Annotated in this window: 11 protein-coding genes; 9 read left to right on the top strand and 2 right to left on the bottom strand. The window is 66.9% G+C overall.

Annotated elements, in window-relative coordinates:
• The first annotated feature begins 2 nt into the window (after window positions 1-2).
• The 3 genes from KTJ89_RS16885 to KTJ89_RS16875 are packed head-to-tail and all read left to right on the top strand — an operon-like array spanning window position 3 to window position 4,104.
• Window positions 3-650, top strand: a complete 648-nt coding sequence (locus KTJ89_RS16885) for a potassium-transporting ATPase subunit C (RefSeq protein WP_172172327.1) — start codon at window positions 3-5, stop codon at window positions 648-650.
• Complete coding sequence (locus tag KTJ89_RS16880; RefSeq protein WP_259358573.1) at window positions 650-3,427, top strand: DUF4118 domain-containing protein; 2,778 nt, start codon at window positions 650-652, stop codon at window positions 3,425-3,427. Before KTJ89_RS16885 ends, KTJ89_RS16880 begins: the two co-directional genes overlap by 1 nt.
• The gene (locus KTJ89_RS16875) at window positions 3,424-4,104 is read left to right on the top strand and encodes a response regulator (protein WP_259358572.1); all 681 of its coding nucleotides are present in this window, start codon (window positions 3,424-3,426) and stop codon (window positions 4,102-4,104) included. Before KTJ89_RS16880 ends, KTJ89_RS16875 begins: the two co-directional genes overlap by 4 nt.
• 57 nt (window positions 4,105-4,161) lie before the next feature.
• Here KTJ89_RS16875 and KTJ89_RS16870 read toward each other — a convergent pair whose 3' ends face one another.
• Complete coding sequence (locus KTJ89_RS16870; protein ID WP_259358571.1) at window positions 4,162-4,950, bottom strand: helix-turn-helix transcriptional regulator; 789 nt, start codon at window positions 4,948-4,950, stop codon at window positions 4,162-4,164.
• A 74-nt stretch (window positions 4,951-5,024) separates the two neighbouring features.
• On the opposite strand from KTJ89_RS16870, the gene ilvD reads away from it, so the two are divergent.
• From ilvD to dld, 6 genes are all read left to right on the top strand, one after another.
• Window positions 5,025-6,884, top strand: a complete 1,860-nt coding sequence (gene ilvD, locus KTJ89_RS16865) for a dihydroxy-acid dehydratase (RefSeq protein ID WP_259358570.1) — start codon at window positions 5,025-5,027, stop codon at window positions 6,882-6,884.
• Window positions 6,885-7,094: 210 nt separating this feature from the next.
• Window positions 7,095-8,462: a hemolysin family protein gene (locus tag KTJ89_RS16860; RefSeq protein ID WP_259358569.1), complete on the top strand. Its 1,368-nt coding sequence runs from the start codon at window positions 7,095-7,097 to the stop codon at window positions 8,460-8,462.
• Window positions 8,459-9,481: a CNNM domain-containing protein gene (locus tag KTJ89_RS16855; RefSeq protein ID WP_259358568.1), complete on the top strand. Its 1,023-nt coding sequence runs from the start codon at window positions 8,459-8,461 to the stop codon at window positions 9,479-9,481. Before KTJ89_RS16860 ends, KTJ89_RS16855 begins: the two co-directional genes overlap by 4 nt.
• A 110-nt stretch (window positions 9,482-9,591) precedes the next feature.
• Window positions 9,592-10,263, top strand: coding sequence for a GntR family transcriptional regulator (locus tag KTJ89_RS16850; protein WP_172172313.1), 672 nt, complete (start codon window positions 9,592-9,594; stop codon window positions 10,261-10,263).
• Window positions 10,264-10,271: 8 nt separating this feature from the next.
• A complete protein-coding gene (locus KTJ89_RS16845) occupies window positions 10,272-11,630 on the top strand; it encodes an MFS transporter (RefSeq protein ID WP_253903923.1) in 1,359 nt (452 codons plus the stop codon).
• 137 nt (window positions 11,631-11,767) lie between these two features.
• Complete coding sequence (gene dld / locus KTJ89_RS16840) at window positions 11,768-13,474, top strand: D-lactate dehydrogenase (RefSeq protein ID WP_172172311.1); 1,707 nt, start codon at window positions 11,768-11,770, stop codon at window positions 13,472-13,474.
• A 58-nt stretch (window positions 13,475-13,532) separates the two neighbouring features.
• Here dld and KTJ89_RS16835 read toward each other — a convergent pair whose 3' ends face one another.
• Window positions 13,533-14,276 carry a dienelactone hydrolase family protein gene (locus KTJ89_RS16835; protein ID WP_172172309.1) on the bottom strand — a complete coding sequence of 248 codons (744 nt, stop codon included), beginning with the start codon at window positions 14,274-14,276 and terminating at the stop codon, window positions 13,533-13,535.
• Between the last annotated feature and the right edge of the window lie 230 nt (window positions 14,277-14,506).

The raw sequence follows: 14,506 nt of genomic DNA, 5'->3' as shown, positions 1-14,506 counted from the left end.
TCATGGGTCCCATCCTCGGTCGCCAGCTCCTCACCGGGGCGCGCATGCTGCTTGTGCTCACCCTGATTCTCGGCCTCGCCTACCCGCTGACGCTGGTCGCGATCGGCCGCCTCATGCCCGGTCAGGACGCCGCGATCCGCAACAGCGCGGGCCGGGTCGTCGGCAATGCCCACCTCGCTCAACCGGTCAGCGGGGACGAATGGTTCTACCCCCGGCCCTCGGTCTCGAACTACGACGGACTCGCCTCGGGGGCGTCGAACCTTGCGGCGAACAGTCCTGAACTCGTGGCCCAGATCGCCGAGCGCAGGGCCCAGGTTGCCGGTCGTGAACACGTCGACCCGGCGAGGATTCCTGCGGATGCCCTGAGTGCCTCGGCCTCTGGTCTCGATCCGGACATCAGCCCTGAGTATGCTCGACTCCAGGTCCCCCGCGTCGCGCGGGAGACGGGACTGAGCAGGAAGGACGTGGCAGCCATGGTCGAGAAGAACACCCGGCATCCACTGCTCGGCTTCATCGGCGAGACCCGCGTCAACGTCGTCACCCTCAACAACGACCTCGCGAACGGCACAGCGACACAAGTGGGTGCAGAGTCCTCGGGTGCTGCGCGTGTGAACACGGCGTCTTCGGGCGCGGAAACCGGCGGACACTGATGGGATCACCTCGGCGGGGCTCGCTCACGGTCTTCCTCGGCTACGCGCCCGGGGTCGGCAAGACCGTCGCTATGCTCGAGACCGCCGCCACGGCGAAAGCCAACGGCCGTGACGTCGTCTTAGGCATCGTCGAGGACCACGGGCGGGCGTTCACGCGGACGCTGACCGAAGGGTTCGAGACCCTCGACCGCCGCCACGTCGACTACCGCGGACGGACGTTTCACGAACTCGACACCGAGGCGGTGCTGGCCCGGACGCCTGAACTCGTCGTCATCGACGAACTCGCCCACACGAACGTGCCCGATTCCGGCAGGAACGGGAACTCGCCCGATTCCGGTGTGGCAGGCGAAGTCGGCCCGACTCGTACTAAGCGGTGGGAGGACGTCGAGGCGATCCTCGCCGCCGGCATCGACGTGTTCACGACGGTGAACATCCAGCACCTCGAATCCCTCGGTGACGTGGTCGGGGCGATCATCGGCCGCAACCAAGCCGAACGGGTGCCCGACCCTTTCCTCCGCGCCGCCGACGAGGTCGAACTCATCGACATCACCCCAGCGGCACTGCGCACCCGCCTCGTCGACGGTCGAATCTACGCGGCCTCGAAGGTCGACGCCGCAATGTCGAACTACTTCCGGCTCGGCAACCTCACGGCCTTGCGCGAACTGGCCCTGCTGTGGTTGGCCGACCGTGTCGACGAAGGACTTGAGAAGTACCGCGACGAAAAGGGCATCCGCGCCACCTGGGCCGCACGCGACCGGATCCTCGTCGCCGTCACCGGCGGGCCGGAGTCGACGACGCTCATCCGCCGCGGACTGCGCATCGCCGGCCGCGTCGCCGGCCGCGAACTCCACATCGTCCACGTCATCGAACCCGATGGGACTCGCCGTTCCGGCGCCCCGCACCTGCTGAGTGCCCGGGAACTCGCCGAGGACAACCACGCCACCTGGCACACCGTCGTCGGTGATGATGTGGCCAAGGCGCTCATCGAATTCGCCCGCACCCTCAACGCCTCGCAGATCGTCCTCGGTGTCTCCCGCACACCCTGGTATCGGCGCATATTCGGGCCCGGAGTGGCCAACCGGGTCATCAGCTCTGCGGCCGACATCGACGTGCACATGGTCACCCACGCCCAGGCTGCCGGGCTGTGGAGCTCCGACCGCGAGCGCTCCCGGGCCAATCCGCTCTCGCAGGCCCGCCGCATCCTCGGCTGGATCAGCGGTGCGATCGCCCCGCTGCTGCTCACCGCCCTGTTCGTCGGCCTCGGCCCCGGATCGACTTCGCTGAGCATGAACTTCCTCGCCTTCATCACCGTCGTGGTGTTCGTGGCACTCATCGGCGGGCGTTGGCCGGCGGTGATGACGGCCGTATTCGGGGCCGGGCTCATTAACTTCTTCTTCACTCATCCGGTGAACTCGCTGTCGGTCAAACAGCTCGAGAACATCCTTGCGCTCGTCATCTTCGTCGCGGTCGCCGTGGCCGTGGCCACCGTCGTCGACCAGGCGGCTCGCCGTTCCCGGCAAGCCCAAGCCGCCGAACACGAAGCCGCGGTGCTCAGCGAGCTGGCTGGATCGATGATCGCTGAGGGCGACAGCCCCGAGGCCATGGTCACAGGTATCCGCACGAGTTTCGGTCTCGACGGGGTCGCCCTCTTGACCCGGGGCGGTGGCTTCGGTCGGCTCGATACGGCTGCCGGCCCGGACGGCACCACGCGCACTGACGGCACCACGCGCACTGACGGCACGGGCGGGGCCGACCTCGTCCTCGCCTCGGCGGGGGAACCGATTGCATCGCGGGCGCAGGCCAGCGAGGTCATCGACCTCGACGGCGACACCAGCCTGGCGCTGAGCGGCCGACCGCTCAGCGCCGGCGAGCTGCGGATCCTTGACGCCTACGCCGGTCGACTGTTGCGGGTGCTCACGGAGTCGGCCCTGCAGCGCAGCCGTACCGAGGCTGAGGAGCTCTCAGCCGGCAATGCTGTGCGAACCGCGCTGCTCACCGCGGTTTCCCACGACCTGCGCACCCCGCTCGGGGCGATCACCACGGCGACGTCGACGCTGCTGTTCGACGAGATCGAGCTGACTGAGTCCGACCGGAGGCTCATGCTCGAGACCATCGAACACGGTGCCCTGCGGCTTGAGAAGCTCATCGACAACCTCCTCGATCTGAGCCGCATCCAGTCCGGTGCGGTGGCGATTACGACCGCTCCGGTGCTCGTGGCCGACCTCGTTGCCTCGGCGCTCGACGAGATCGGCGGGGAGGCCCGGAAGACCGGGATCGATGAAACCGGCGGGGAAACTCGGGCCGCCGAGCTCGGCGAGGTCGATGGTGGCCCCTGCCCGCCCATCGCCGTCGACATCGACCCCGAAACCTGGGTCGAGGTCGATGTGGGGCTCGTCGAACGAGTGCTCGTCAACATCATCGAGAACTCCGTGAAGTACGGCGAAGGGGCTCCGATCACGATCGATGCCTCCGCCGGCGCCGACGCGGTGCACCTGCGCATCGCCGACTCCGGTCCCGGCGTGGGAGCGGAGGCGCTTGAGAGCATCTTCACACCGTTCACCAGGCTCAACGAGTCCAACACGAAAGGCCTCGGTCTCGGGATGGCGGTGGCGTTGGGACTGTGCCGGGCGATGGGCATCGAGCTCAGCGCGGAACCGACCCCCGGCGGCGGGTTCACTGCGGTGCTGACCATTCCGTTCCGAGACGGGGCGCCCCTGAAATCGGGAACAGCGAGTCAGGACGGTGCGGGACTGACGGGCAGGGAGGAAGCCCCATGAAGCATGTGCTCATCGTCGAAGACGACACCGACATCGCCCGTGCCGTGAGCGTGGGATTGCGCGGCAAAGGCCACGAGGTCACGATCGCCGGAAGCGGGCGACAGATGAATGAGGCGCTCGCCGAGGCGGCCGTCGACGTCATCCTCCTCGACCTCGGTCTGCCCGACGTCGACGGAATCGAACTCATCACCCAGGTGCGCAGGTGGAGTCAGGTGCCCATCGTCGTCGTCTCCGCCCGGCACGATGCCCACGGCAAGATCGCCGCCCTCGACGCCGGGGCCGATGACTATGTGACGAAGCCCTTCTCGCTCGGCGAGGTGCTCGCCCGGCTGCGCGCGATCGAGCGACGCTCGGGTTCGGCCGCTGATTCGTCTCTCGTACGCACCGGCGACGGGCGGGTCGTCATCGACCTCGCCTCCCACATTCTCACGGTCGAAGGCGCCGAGGTGCATCTGACGCCGATCGAGTGGAACATGCTCGGCGTGTTCGCCAAACACCGCGGCGCCCTCGTCGACGCGACTACCCTGCTCACCGAGGTATGGGGGCCGGAATACGCAGGGGAGCGCGGTTACCTGCGGGTCTATGTGTCCCAGCTGCGGCAGAAGCTCGAAACCGACCCTGCCCGACCGCAGTACCTGCACACGCAGATGGGCATGGGCTACCGCTTCACCCCCTGACCTCCCTTGCTACCCGACGGCGGCCCAGCAACCTCGCGCGAGGTTGCTGGGCCGCCGTCAGGTAGCAGGGACGTACATAACGACGTGCAGGCGGGAGTCTTCGGAGGGGATGAGTCGGTGGTGCTCGAACTCGACGATGCCCTGCGCGTGGTGGTCGAAGACGCGCCGCCTGCTCGCGAATCGCTCCACCGTCTGCTCGGCCCATTGCTCGCGGAAGTCCTCACTCGCCTGACTCAGCCTCTGGATGAGCGCACGGTGCCCCGGCGTGCTCAAGCGCACCCCGGACTCGACCCGGAACTCGGCCAGGAAGTGACGGCTCTCTGCCTCCCAGTCGGGAAGCATCCTGCGCAGAGTGGGATCGGTGTAGATGAGCCAGATGAGATTCCGGTCGGGCTTCGGAATCGACGTGATCGCCGGATACAGCCATTCGTAGGCCGCATTCCAGCCGGCGACCGTCCAGTCAGGGGCGACAGCGAATGCTGGGAAATCGAGCGCATCGAGCAGACGCTGCAGTGACTCCGAGACCTCAGCAGGCTCATCGTCCCGAGCAGCTTCGACTCGTTCGACGAGTCCGAGGATATAGTCGGTCTCGGCGGCGCTGAGGTCGAGGACCCGGGCCACAGCGGTGAGCACCTGCCTGGAGACATTGGTGTCCCGGCCCTGTTCGAGCCACGTGTACCAGGTGCTGCTCACCCCTGCGAGGGTGGCGACCTCCTCGCGGCTGAGTCCGCTGTCACCGCGCCTGGCATTCGGCGGCAGACCAGCCGCCGAACGCTGCCGTTCCCTGCGTCTGCTGGTGAGGAACTCACCGAGCTGCTCACGGCGGGGAGTGCGGGGTCGAATCATGGATTGATAGTACTCCCAGTACTGGTACCAATGGTAGCTTCCGCCGAAGCCACTACCGCGCTGAGATAGATTCCATGCCGACCTATCGTTCTCGTACAGTCACCCACGGCCGCAATATGGCCGGAGCCCGCGCCCTCTTCCGCGCAGCCGGAGTCCCCGGTGCCGACCTCGGCCGCAAACCGATCATCGCCGTGGCGAACTCCTTCACCGAATTCGTTCCCGGGCACACTCACCTCGCCCCGGTCGGGCGGATCGTCTCCGAGGCAGTGACCGCCGGCGGCGGCATTCCCCGCGAATTCAACACCATCGCCGTCGACGACGGCATCGCCATGGGTCACGGCGGCATGCTCTACTCACTGCCCTCACGCGACCTCATCGCCGATTCCGTCGAGTACATGGCCAACGCTCATTGCGCTGACGCCCTCGTCTGCATCTCCAACTGCGACAAGATCACGCCCGGCATGCTCATGGCCGCGCTGCGCCTCGATATTCCCACGGTGTTCGTCTCCGGCGGACCGATGGAGGCCGGGCGGACCACCTTGGCCGACGGCACTGTCCGCTCGCTCGACCTCGTCGATGCGATGTCCGAGGCCGTCAACGAGGCGACCTCCGATGCCGATGCGCTCCGCATCGAGGAGGCGGCGTGCCCGACCTGCGGATCGTGTTCGGGCATGTTCACGGCGAACTCGATGAACTGCCTCACCGAGGCGATCGGACTCTCCCTGCCCGGCAACGGTTCGGTGCTCGCCACGCACACCGCGCGAAGGGCCCTCTACGAAAGGGCGGGCAGCCTCGTCGTCGAACTCGCACGTCGCCTCTACGAGGACGATGACGATTCGGTTCGTCCTCGCGCGATCGCCACCTCGGCGGCCTTCGGCAACGCCATGGCTCTCGACCTGGCGATGGGCGGGTCGACGAACACGATCCTCCACCTGCTCGCCGCCGCCCATGAGGCAGGGGTCGACTTCGACCTCGACGATATCGACGACCTGTCACGCCGGGTGCCGTGTCTGGCGAAGGTCGCCCCGAACGTGGCCGGGGACCGCACCTTCTACATGGAGGACGTGCACCGTGCCGGTGGGATCCCCGCACTTCTGGGGGAGCTGCGCCGTGCGGGTCTGCTCAACGAGGAGGTCCACTCCGTCCATGCTCCGTCCCTGTCCGCGTGGCTCGACGAATGGGACGTCCGCGGTGGCAAGGCCGCATCTGCCGCTGAGGAACTCTGGCATGCCGGCCCCGGAGGGAAGCGCTCCTCGACGGCATTTTCGCAGTCGGCCCGGTGGAACAGTCTCGACCTCGACGCCGTCAGCGGCTGCATCCACGACATCGACCACGCATATTCGGCAGACGGCGGTCTCGGCGTGCTGCGCGGGAACATCGCCGTCGACGGTGCCGTGGTCAAGACCGCCGGCGTCGACGAATCCATCCACGTCTTCTCCGGGCCCGCCGTGGTCTGCGAGTCACAGGAGGAAGCGGTGGAGAAGATCCTCAGCAGACAGATCAAGGAAGGCGACGTCGTCGTCATCCGCTACGAGGGACCGCGGGGCGGACCCGGCATGCAGGAGATGCTCTACCCGACCTCGTACCTCAAGGGCCTGGGCCTGGGGAAGTCGTGCGCGCTCATCACCGATGGACGTTTCTCCGGTGGGACCTCGGGGTTGTCGATCGGTCATATCTCGCCCGAAGCGGCAGCGGGCGGCACGATCGCCCTCGTCGAAGACGGCGACATCATCGGCATCGATATCCCCCGCAGGTCGATCAGCCTCGAGGTCACCGAGGCTGAACTCGACCGCCGTCGGTCCCGCCTCGAGGCGGAGGGGCCCTACCGTCCTCGCCAGCGCAAACGCACAGTATCGACCGCGCTGCGCGCCTATGCCGCCTTCGCTCAGTCCGCAGACAAGGGAGCGGTGAGGAAGGTTCCCGAGGCGGTCTGACGGTTCGTCGGTAACCGCCCGTCCGTGCTCAGCGTTCTGCCAGCCGGGGCCAGGATAATTGTGACTGGCCGCCCACTTGATCACTTTCGGAAGGACCATGGACGACTATCGAAGTCCCTGCTGGGACATCACACTTCGCACCTCAGAACAATTCAATAATGCGCGGGCAGACGCTCTGCGAGTACAGAGCGCGCGGGCAGGTGGTCGCCGTTGACCTGGCTGCTCTCGCTTCTCGTCGGCCTCCTCGTCGTCCTCCTCATCACGGTGGCCACCGGCTACTTCGTGGCGCAGGAATTCGCGTACATGGCCGTCGACCGCTCCCGACTCGCCGCACGTTCGGCCTCCGGTGATCGCGCCGCGGACAGGGCCCTGTCCATCACCCGCCGCACCTCCTTCATGCTCTCCGGCGCGCAGCTGGGCATCACCGTCACCGGACTGCTCGTCGGCTACGTCGCCGAACCGCTCATCGGCACCGCCGTCGGTGAGGCACTCGGCGGCACCCCGATCCCTGCCGGCACAGGCGTGCTCATCGGCACCGTCCTCGCCCTGCTCGTCTCGACGCTCATCCAGATGCTCTTCGGCGAACTGTTCCCGAAGAACCTGGCCATCGCCCGCCCCGAGGCGCTCGCCACGTGGCTCGCCCGCTCGACCTCGATCTACCTCGCCGTCTTCGGCTGGCTCATCAGGATCTTCGACAAAGCCTCGAACGCCCTGCTGCGCGTCCTCGGCATCGAACCGGTCCACGACGTCGACCACTCCGCCACCCGGCGCGACCTCAAGCACATCGTCGCCGAATCCCGGGAGGGCGGCGAGATCGTCGACGACGATTCGCTCATCCTCGACCGCATCCTCGACTTCCCACAGCAGAGCGTCGCCCACGCCACGGTGCCGCGCTCCCGCGTCGACGTCATCGACATCGACACGCCCCTGGACGAGGTGCGCGAACTGATGAGCCGCGGCCACTCCCGCTACCCCGTGCTCGACGCCGATGATCAGGTGATCGGTACGATCGACCTCCTCGACGTCCTCGCCGAGGCGGGGTCGGGCACCACCGACACCGTCACCGCGACCGGGGTCCGTTCCCTCCTGCGCGACCCGGTCTTCGTTCCGGAATCCCTCCCGTTGCCGGACGCGGTGGCCACGCTCCTCAAACGGCGGGAGCAGATGGCCTGCGTCGTCGACGAATACGGCGGCTTCGCCGGAATCCTGACGATGGAGGACCTCGGTGAGGAACTCGTCGGTGACATCGCCGACGAGCACGACCACATCGTCGAAGAACTCATCGAGACCGGCGACGGCACCTGGACGGCGCCCGGGATCATCCCCCTCGACGAGGTGGCCCGCGTGCTCCAACGAGAACTGCCGACCACCTCGGCGCAGACCTTGTCGGGACTCGTCATCGAACACCTCCGCGGATTCCCCGAGGTGGGCGACCGGGTCTCGATCGAACTGCCGATCGACCCCGCCGACCTCGGCGGAGACGACACCCCGGAGACCGAGCGCCTCGTCATCGACGTCATCGAGGTGGCCACGCATGTGCCCGCGCGGCTGCGGATCGGAATCGAGGTGGAACGATGAGCAACCCCTGGGTCATCACCGTGATCACGATCGTCATCATCGGCCTCAGCGCGTTCTTCGTCGCCGTCGAATTCGCGCTCATCGCCGCCAAACGGCACCGTCTCGAAGACGCGGCCGCGGACAGCCGCTCGGCCCGAGCCGCCCTGCGCAGCTCGACTGAGCTGTCGGTGCTGCTGGCAGGGTCGCAGCTGGGCATCACGGCCTGCACCCTGGCGCTCGGGGCGATCACGAAACCGGCCGTCCACCACTGGATCACCCCGGTCGCCGAGGCGCTGGGCCTGCCGCTGTGGATCGCCGACATCGTCGGCTTCGTCCTCGCCCTCATCATCGTCACCTTCCTTCACCTCGTCGTCGGTGAGATGGCGCCGAAGTCGTGGGCGGTGGCGCACCCGGAACGCTCGGCGATCATGCTCGCATTGCCGATGCGGGCGTTCATGTTCCTCACCCGCCCGCTGCTGCATGTGCTCAACAACGCTGCGAACGCGTGCCTGCGCCTGGTCAAGGTCGAACCCGTCGACGAGGTCGATCAGGCGCACACGCCCGAGGACCTGCGGCAGCTGCTGCAGCATTCGGCGCAGGCGGGAACCTTGGAGAAGGAGTCCTCGGAGGCTCTGCTCGGAGCCCTCGACCTCACCCGGCTCACACTTGACGAGCTCGTGGCCGGTCGCCCGGAGCCGACGGCCGTCGGTCCGGCAGCGACTGCAGGGGAGGTGCGCGAGGCGTCGCGCTGTGACCGTCACCGTCGCATCCTCGTGCACACCGAGGCTGACGGCCCGCTGAGTCATGTGGTGCACGTCAGGGATGTGCTCGGACTCGCCGAGGATGCTCCCATCACCGAGGCGGCCCGACCCGTCACCGTCGTGGACGGATCGATGACCGTGGTGCGGGCGTTCGAGGCGATGCGGGAGGACAGCGTGCAGCTGGCCTTGGTGGAGAGGGCCGACGGCAGCCACGCGGTCGCCACCGTCACCGACGTACTCACCCACCTGCTCACCACCGGCCAAGTGCCCTCCCGATAATTACTACCTGACGGCGGCCCAGCAACCTCGCGCGAGGTTGCTGGGCCGCCGTCAGGTAGTCCGAAACGTTAGATGCATGCATCAATGTATGCATCTGTTATCGTGGGTCCGTGAATGATTTGCTGACACTGCCCTGGCAGCGCATCGACGACTCCGCTCCGATCGCCGTTCGGATGGCCGCGGCGACCGCCCGGGAGATCATCGAAGGCCGACACGAACCCGGCGACCTCCTCATCGAGTCCGACCTCGCCGCTGCGCACAACGCCAGTCGCACCCCCGCCCGGGAGGCGATGCTCCAGCTCGAGCGTTGGCGCCTCGTCCGCCTCGTCCCCAAGAAGGGCGCGCTCGTGACCACCGTGACGGGCAAGGAGCGCCGCGACCTGCTCGCCGTGCGCTCGATGTTCGAGATCGACGCCGTGGAGACACTGGCCGACGGCGGCGACCTCACCGCTCTGGCCGCCGATCTGCGCACCCTGCTCGGCGAGCAGAGGAAGGCACTTGACGGGGGCGATCCGCTCGGCTTCGCCAGCGCCGACTATGCCTTCCACGCCCGCCTCATCCGCAGCGGCGACAACGCCATCGTCACCGAGATGCTCACGACCATGGGCCCGCGCCTGGCCCGCCTGACCTTCCAGGTCGCCATTGACGCGCCGCACGCCCTCGACACGCTCCTGACCGAGCACGAAACGCTCACCGACCGCGCCGAGGCGGGCGACGCAGAAGGCTTCGCCCGTCTCGTCCGCGACCACATCGAAGGCTCCCACTTCCCGCAGTCCCGCTGAGGAGGACCATGACCGCTTACCCCTCGACCTCCACGACCGATACCGCCGCCGAGGCAGTCCCCACCGGGAATAGGAATACCCGCACCGAGGCGGCCCCCACCACGGACATCGAAACGCCGGTTCCGAACCCTGCCCGGTCCCACCTCGGCGAGGTGGCTCCCGATCGAGGGCCGGAACGGCCATGGCGGGCACGGGCGTGGCTGATGGTGGCCCCGGCGATGTTCCTGCTCGCATGGGGCGGCAATCATTTCACCCCGCTCGTGCACATGTATGAGGAGGACGGCGGATACGCCATCTGGCAGGCGAACCTGCTGCTGGGGATGTACGTGGGCGGACTCATTCCGGGATTGTTGGTCGCCTCGGCGCTGTCGGATCGGCACGGACGCAAACCGGTCCTCATCGCCGGATCGCTCGCCGCGATAGCCGGCAGCCTCGGCCTCGGGCTCGGTTTCGATCTGTTCTGGCTGCTCTGCCTGGGCCGGGTGCTCGCGGGAATCGGCGTCGGGGTGGCGATGTCGGTGGGCACGAGCTGGATCAAGGAGCTCTCGGCCCCGCCGTTCGATCACCAGGCCGGAATCACCGCCGGTGCCCGGCGTCCTTCACTGACGCTGACCTTGGGGTTTGCCATGGGCGCGGCGGTCACCGGATGCCTGGCCCAATGGGGACCGGTGCCCGAAGTCGTGCCCTACGCCGTGCACGGAGTGCTCAACCTCGCCGCCCTGATCCTGGTGATCTTCGCGCCGGAATCGATGCCTCGCGACCACCGGGCAGCAGGCCATTGGTGGCACGGTCTGCGTGTTCCGCTCGTCGCACATCGGACGATCCTGCGACTGATCGTGCCGGCTGCGCCCTGGGTGTTCGGTGCCGCCGGGGTCGCCTATGCCGTGATGCCGGCGATCGTGCAGGGCGAGCTGGGGGAGTGGACGACGCTGTACGCCACGGTGCTCACCGTCGTCACGCTCGGAGCCGGTGCGCTGGTGCAGAACATCGTGCCGTGGATCAACCGGCTGACCGGCGGGCGGGCGCTCGTCGTCGGACTCGGGCTGATGACCGTGGGGATGGGGCTCGGGGCGGTGGCCGCACTTCTGGCGGACCCGATCCTCGCGTTCATCGTGGCGATCGTGCTCGGTGTCGCGTACGGAATCTGTGTGGTCTCCGGGCTCATCATCGTCCAGGCCATCGCCTCACCGCAGGAGCTCGCCGGCATCACCGGGGTCTACTATTCGCTGGCGTACTCCGGGTTCCTGCTGCCCACGGTGCTCGCCGCCTTGCTGACTGTGCTGTCGTACACGGTGTCTCTGGCCGCCGTGGCCGTCATCTGCCTGGCCTGCCTCACAGCAGTCGCCATATCCACCAAACACCCCTAATTGCTACCCGACGGCGGCCCAGCAACCTGGCGCCAGGTAGCTGGGCCGCCGTCGGGTAGTTCTGAGAGGGGGTGCGGGGTGCGAACCGAGACACCTACCATGAGAACAACCGTCGCCTACCGATAGGGATCGACCATATGCCCGGCAAGACACGTCACCAGTCCCCAGCCGTCAACGCGTTCATCGACATCATGGGGCCGCGCCACGTCCTCACCTCCGCGCGGGCGACCGCACCGTACGCCAAGGGCAACCGCTTCGGCGGCGGCAATGTGCTGGCCGTGCTGCGACCCGGCAGCCTCGTCGACATGTGGCGGGCCCTGCAGGTCTGCGTCGACAACGACCTCATCGTCATTCCGCAGTCGGCCAACACCGGCCTGACCGGCGGCTCCGGTCCGGGCGCGCAGGACTACGACCGTCCGATCGTCATCATCTCGACCCTGCGGATCAACGAGATCTATCTCATCAACGATGCCCGCGAGGCGATCTGTCTGGCCGGGTCCACACTGTACGAACTCGACGAGGCGCTCGCCCCGTTCCACCGCGAACCCCACTCGGTCATCGGCTCGTCCTCGATCGGCGCCTCCGTCATCGGCGGCATCGCCAACAACTCCGGCGGCTCCCAGATCCGCAAGGGTCCGGCGTTCACGAAGCACGCGATCTTCGCCCGCGTCAACGAGGAGGGGCGACTCGAACTGGTCAACCACCTCGGCGTGGAGCTCGGTGACGACCCCGCCCACATCCTCGACAAACTCCAGCGCGGAGACTGGGATCCCGCCGGGGTCACGCCCGCCCCAAAGGACACGACGGAGACCGAATACGGCGAGCAGGTCCGCAGGATCGTCGACTCACCGGCTCGATTCAATTCGAACTCCGACTACCTGTACGAGGCCTCCGGTTCGGCCGGAAAACTCATGGTCTTCGCCGTGCGCACTCGCACCTTCCCGAAGGAAGAGGGAGCGACCACGTTCTACGTCGGCACGAACTCCTCGACCGAACTCGAAGATCTGCGACGGGCGATACTGACCTCGGAGATGCCGCTGCCGATCTCGGGCGAATACATGGGCCGACCCTCGTTCGACCTCGCCGAGAAGTACGGCAAAGACACGTTCGTCTCGGTCAAGCACGCTGGCAGCCGCGAGCAGATCAAGCTGTTCGCGCTGAAGAACTGGGCCAACGGCGTGTTCGCGAAGCTGCCGTTCTTCGGCGAGACCGTCGCCGACACGATCGCGCAGAACGCGTTCGGCCTGCTGCCGCAGCAGCTGCCCAAGCGGATGCTCGAGTACCGCGACCGCTTCGAGCATCATCTTCTCCTCGTCGTCAGCGCCGAGGAGAAGAATCGCATGGGTGCGTTCCTCAACGACTTCTTCGCCGAGGATGCCCACCACGGTAACTATTTCGTGTGCAGTGCCGATGAGGCTCAGTCCGCGATGCTCCACCGTTTCGGTGCCGCAAGTGCGGCGACCCGGTACTTCAACCTCAACCGTGAGGACTCCTCGGACATGATCACCTTCGATGTGGCGCTGCGCCGCGACGATGACGATTGGCTCGAGGTGCTGCCCGACGAGATCGCCGACCAGCTGCACATCAGCTCCTACTACGGGCACTTCTTCTGCCACGTCTTCCACCAGGACCACGTGGCGAAAAAAGGCGTCGACACGGTGGCGCTGAAGCAGCAGATGATTGAGCTGCTCGAGGCCCGCGGTGCGGCCGTGCCCGCCGAGCACAACTACGGCCGGCTCTACCCCGTGCCGCCGGAGATGGAAGCGCACTTCAAGGACCTCGACCCGCACAACGTCTTCAACGCCGGAGTCGGCGAAACGTCGGCGAAGAAGGACTGGGCCTGACGCGGCGGGGCCGATGGAGTATCTCCTCGTCCCCAGGGCCCCCGCCGCAGCGGTCAGCTCATTTCAGGTGGCGGGCGAAGAACCGGGCGGCATCCTCGCCGGCGAATTCCGGGACTCCTGTGTGTCCGCCCATATTGGCGTAGAGCGTCTTCTCGGTTGAAGCGAAAGCATCGAAGAGTTCGAGGGCGGCCGCACGGTCATTGCCTTCGTCATCCCACTGCAGGAGGACGTGCAGCGGAATGGTCACGCGCCGGGCTTCTTCCATGGTCGACTGGGGAATGAAGCTGCCGGCGAAGAGCCCGGCTGCCGCGACCCTGGAATCGATCGCAGCCAGCCGGACAGCGATCGCAATCACTCCGCCGGAGAAGCCGACACTGTCAGCAAGACCGGGAAGGCGCAGGAGTTCGTCGAGCAGCGACTGCCATTCGGGAACTGCCTGCTCGACGAGCGGCAGGATGAGCTCGTTGATGACATCAGTGGAGGGTGATTCGCCGGCGAGGATGGCAGAACGCAGCCGATTGCGTGCCTGATCCATGCCGGGGAGGCGTGGACGCTCACCCAAACCGGGCATCTCTAGGCAAGCGGATGCGAACCCGAGTGCGGCGGTGCTGCGGGCGCGTGCCATCAGTCGCGGGTACATCCGCTCCATGCCGATGCCGCCGGGCTGACCCATGAGAATGATCGGAACCGGCTCGGTTTCTGATGCGGAGGACGGAGTCCAAAGAATGCCCGGAGTATCGCCGAGGCGGAATTGACGTTCGACGAAATCCCCGTCGAAGTGCTGTTCGGAGGTGAAATGCATGGTCGTGCCTTTCGGGAGTGCGATGAATGATCGGCGCTCCCGGACGACCTACCGTCCGACCGTGACTCCGTAGGGGAGCACCTTCGAAACTGCGTTCACTGGTACCACCTCCTCGGTCTCTTTCACGGAGTCTCAAGCGTAGCAGTGGCAACTAGGTGGTATGTCGCACCGCAGACAGCAAAAACACCCCGCCGCAACGGGGTGTTTTTGCGTTGAGGGTGATGGACGCT

The sequence above is a fragment of the Brevibacterium sediminis genome, assembly GCF_024895295.1.
Lineage (GTDB): Bacteria > Actinomycetota > Actinomycetes > Actinomycetales > Brevibacteriaceae > Brevibacterium > Brevibacterium sediminis.
The sequence above is the reverse complement of the archived record's forward strand: the minus strand, read 5'-3'. Positions and strand labels throughout refer to the sequence as shown.

Excerpts from the sequence above, each read along its gene's own strand:
- dld (WP_172172311.1), top strand. The coding sequence starts at position 11,768 with ATGCCCGGCAAGACACGTCACCAGTCCCCAGCCGTCAACGCGTTCATC.
- KTJ89_RS16835 (WP_172172309.1), bottom strand. The coding sequence starts at position 14,276 with ATGCATTTCACCTCCGAACAGCACTTCGACGGGGATTTCGTCGAACGT.
- KTJ89_RS16880 (WP_259358573.1), top strand. The coding sequence starts at position 650 with ATGGGATCACCTCGGCGGGGCTCGCTCACGGTCTTCCTCGGCTACGCG.
- KTJ89_RS16845 (WP_253903923.1), top strand. The coding sequence starts at position 10,272 with ATGACCGCTTACCCCTCGACCTCCACGACCGATACCGCCGCCGAGGCA.
- KTJ89_RS16870 (WP_259358571.1), bottom strand. The coding sequence starts at position 4,950 with ATGATTCGACCCCGCACTCCCCGCCGTGAGCAGCTCGGTGAGTTCCTC.
- KTJ89_RS16885 (WP_172172327.1), top strand. The coding sequence starts at position 3 with ATGGGTCCCATCCTCGGTCGCCAGCTCCTCACCGGGGCGCGCATGCTG.
- ilvD (WP_259358570.1), top strand. The coding sequence starts at position 5,025 with ATGCCGACCTATCGTTCTCGTACAGTCACCCACGGCCGCAATATGGCC.
- KTJ89_RS16855 (WP_259358568.1), top strand. The coding sequence starts at position 8,459 with ATGAGCAACCCCTGGGTCATCACCGTGATCACGATCGTCATCATCGGC.
- KTJ89_RS16875 (WP_259358572.1), top strand. The coding sequence starts at position 3,424 with ATGAAGCATGTGCTCATCGTCGAAGACGACACCGACATCGCCCGTGCC.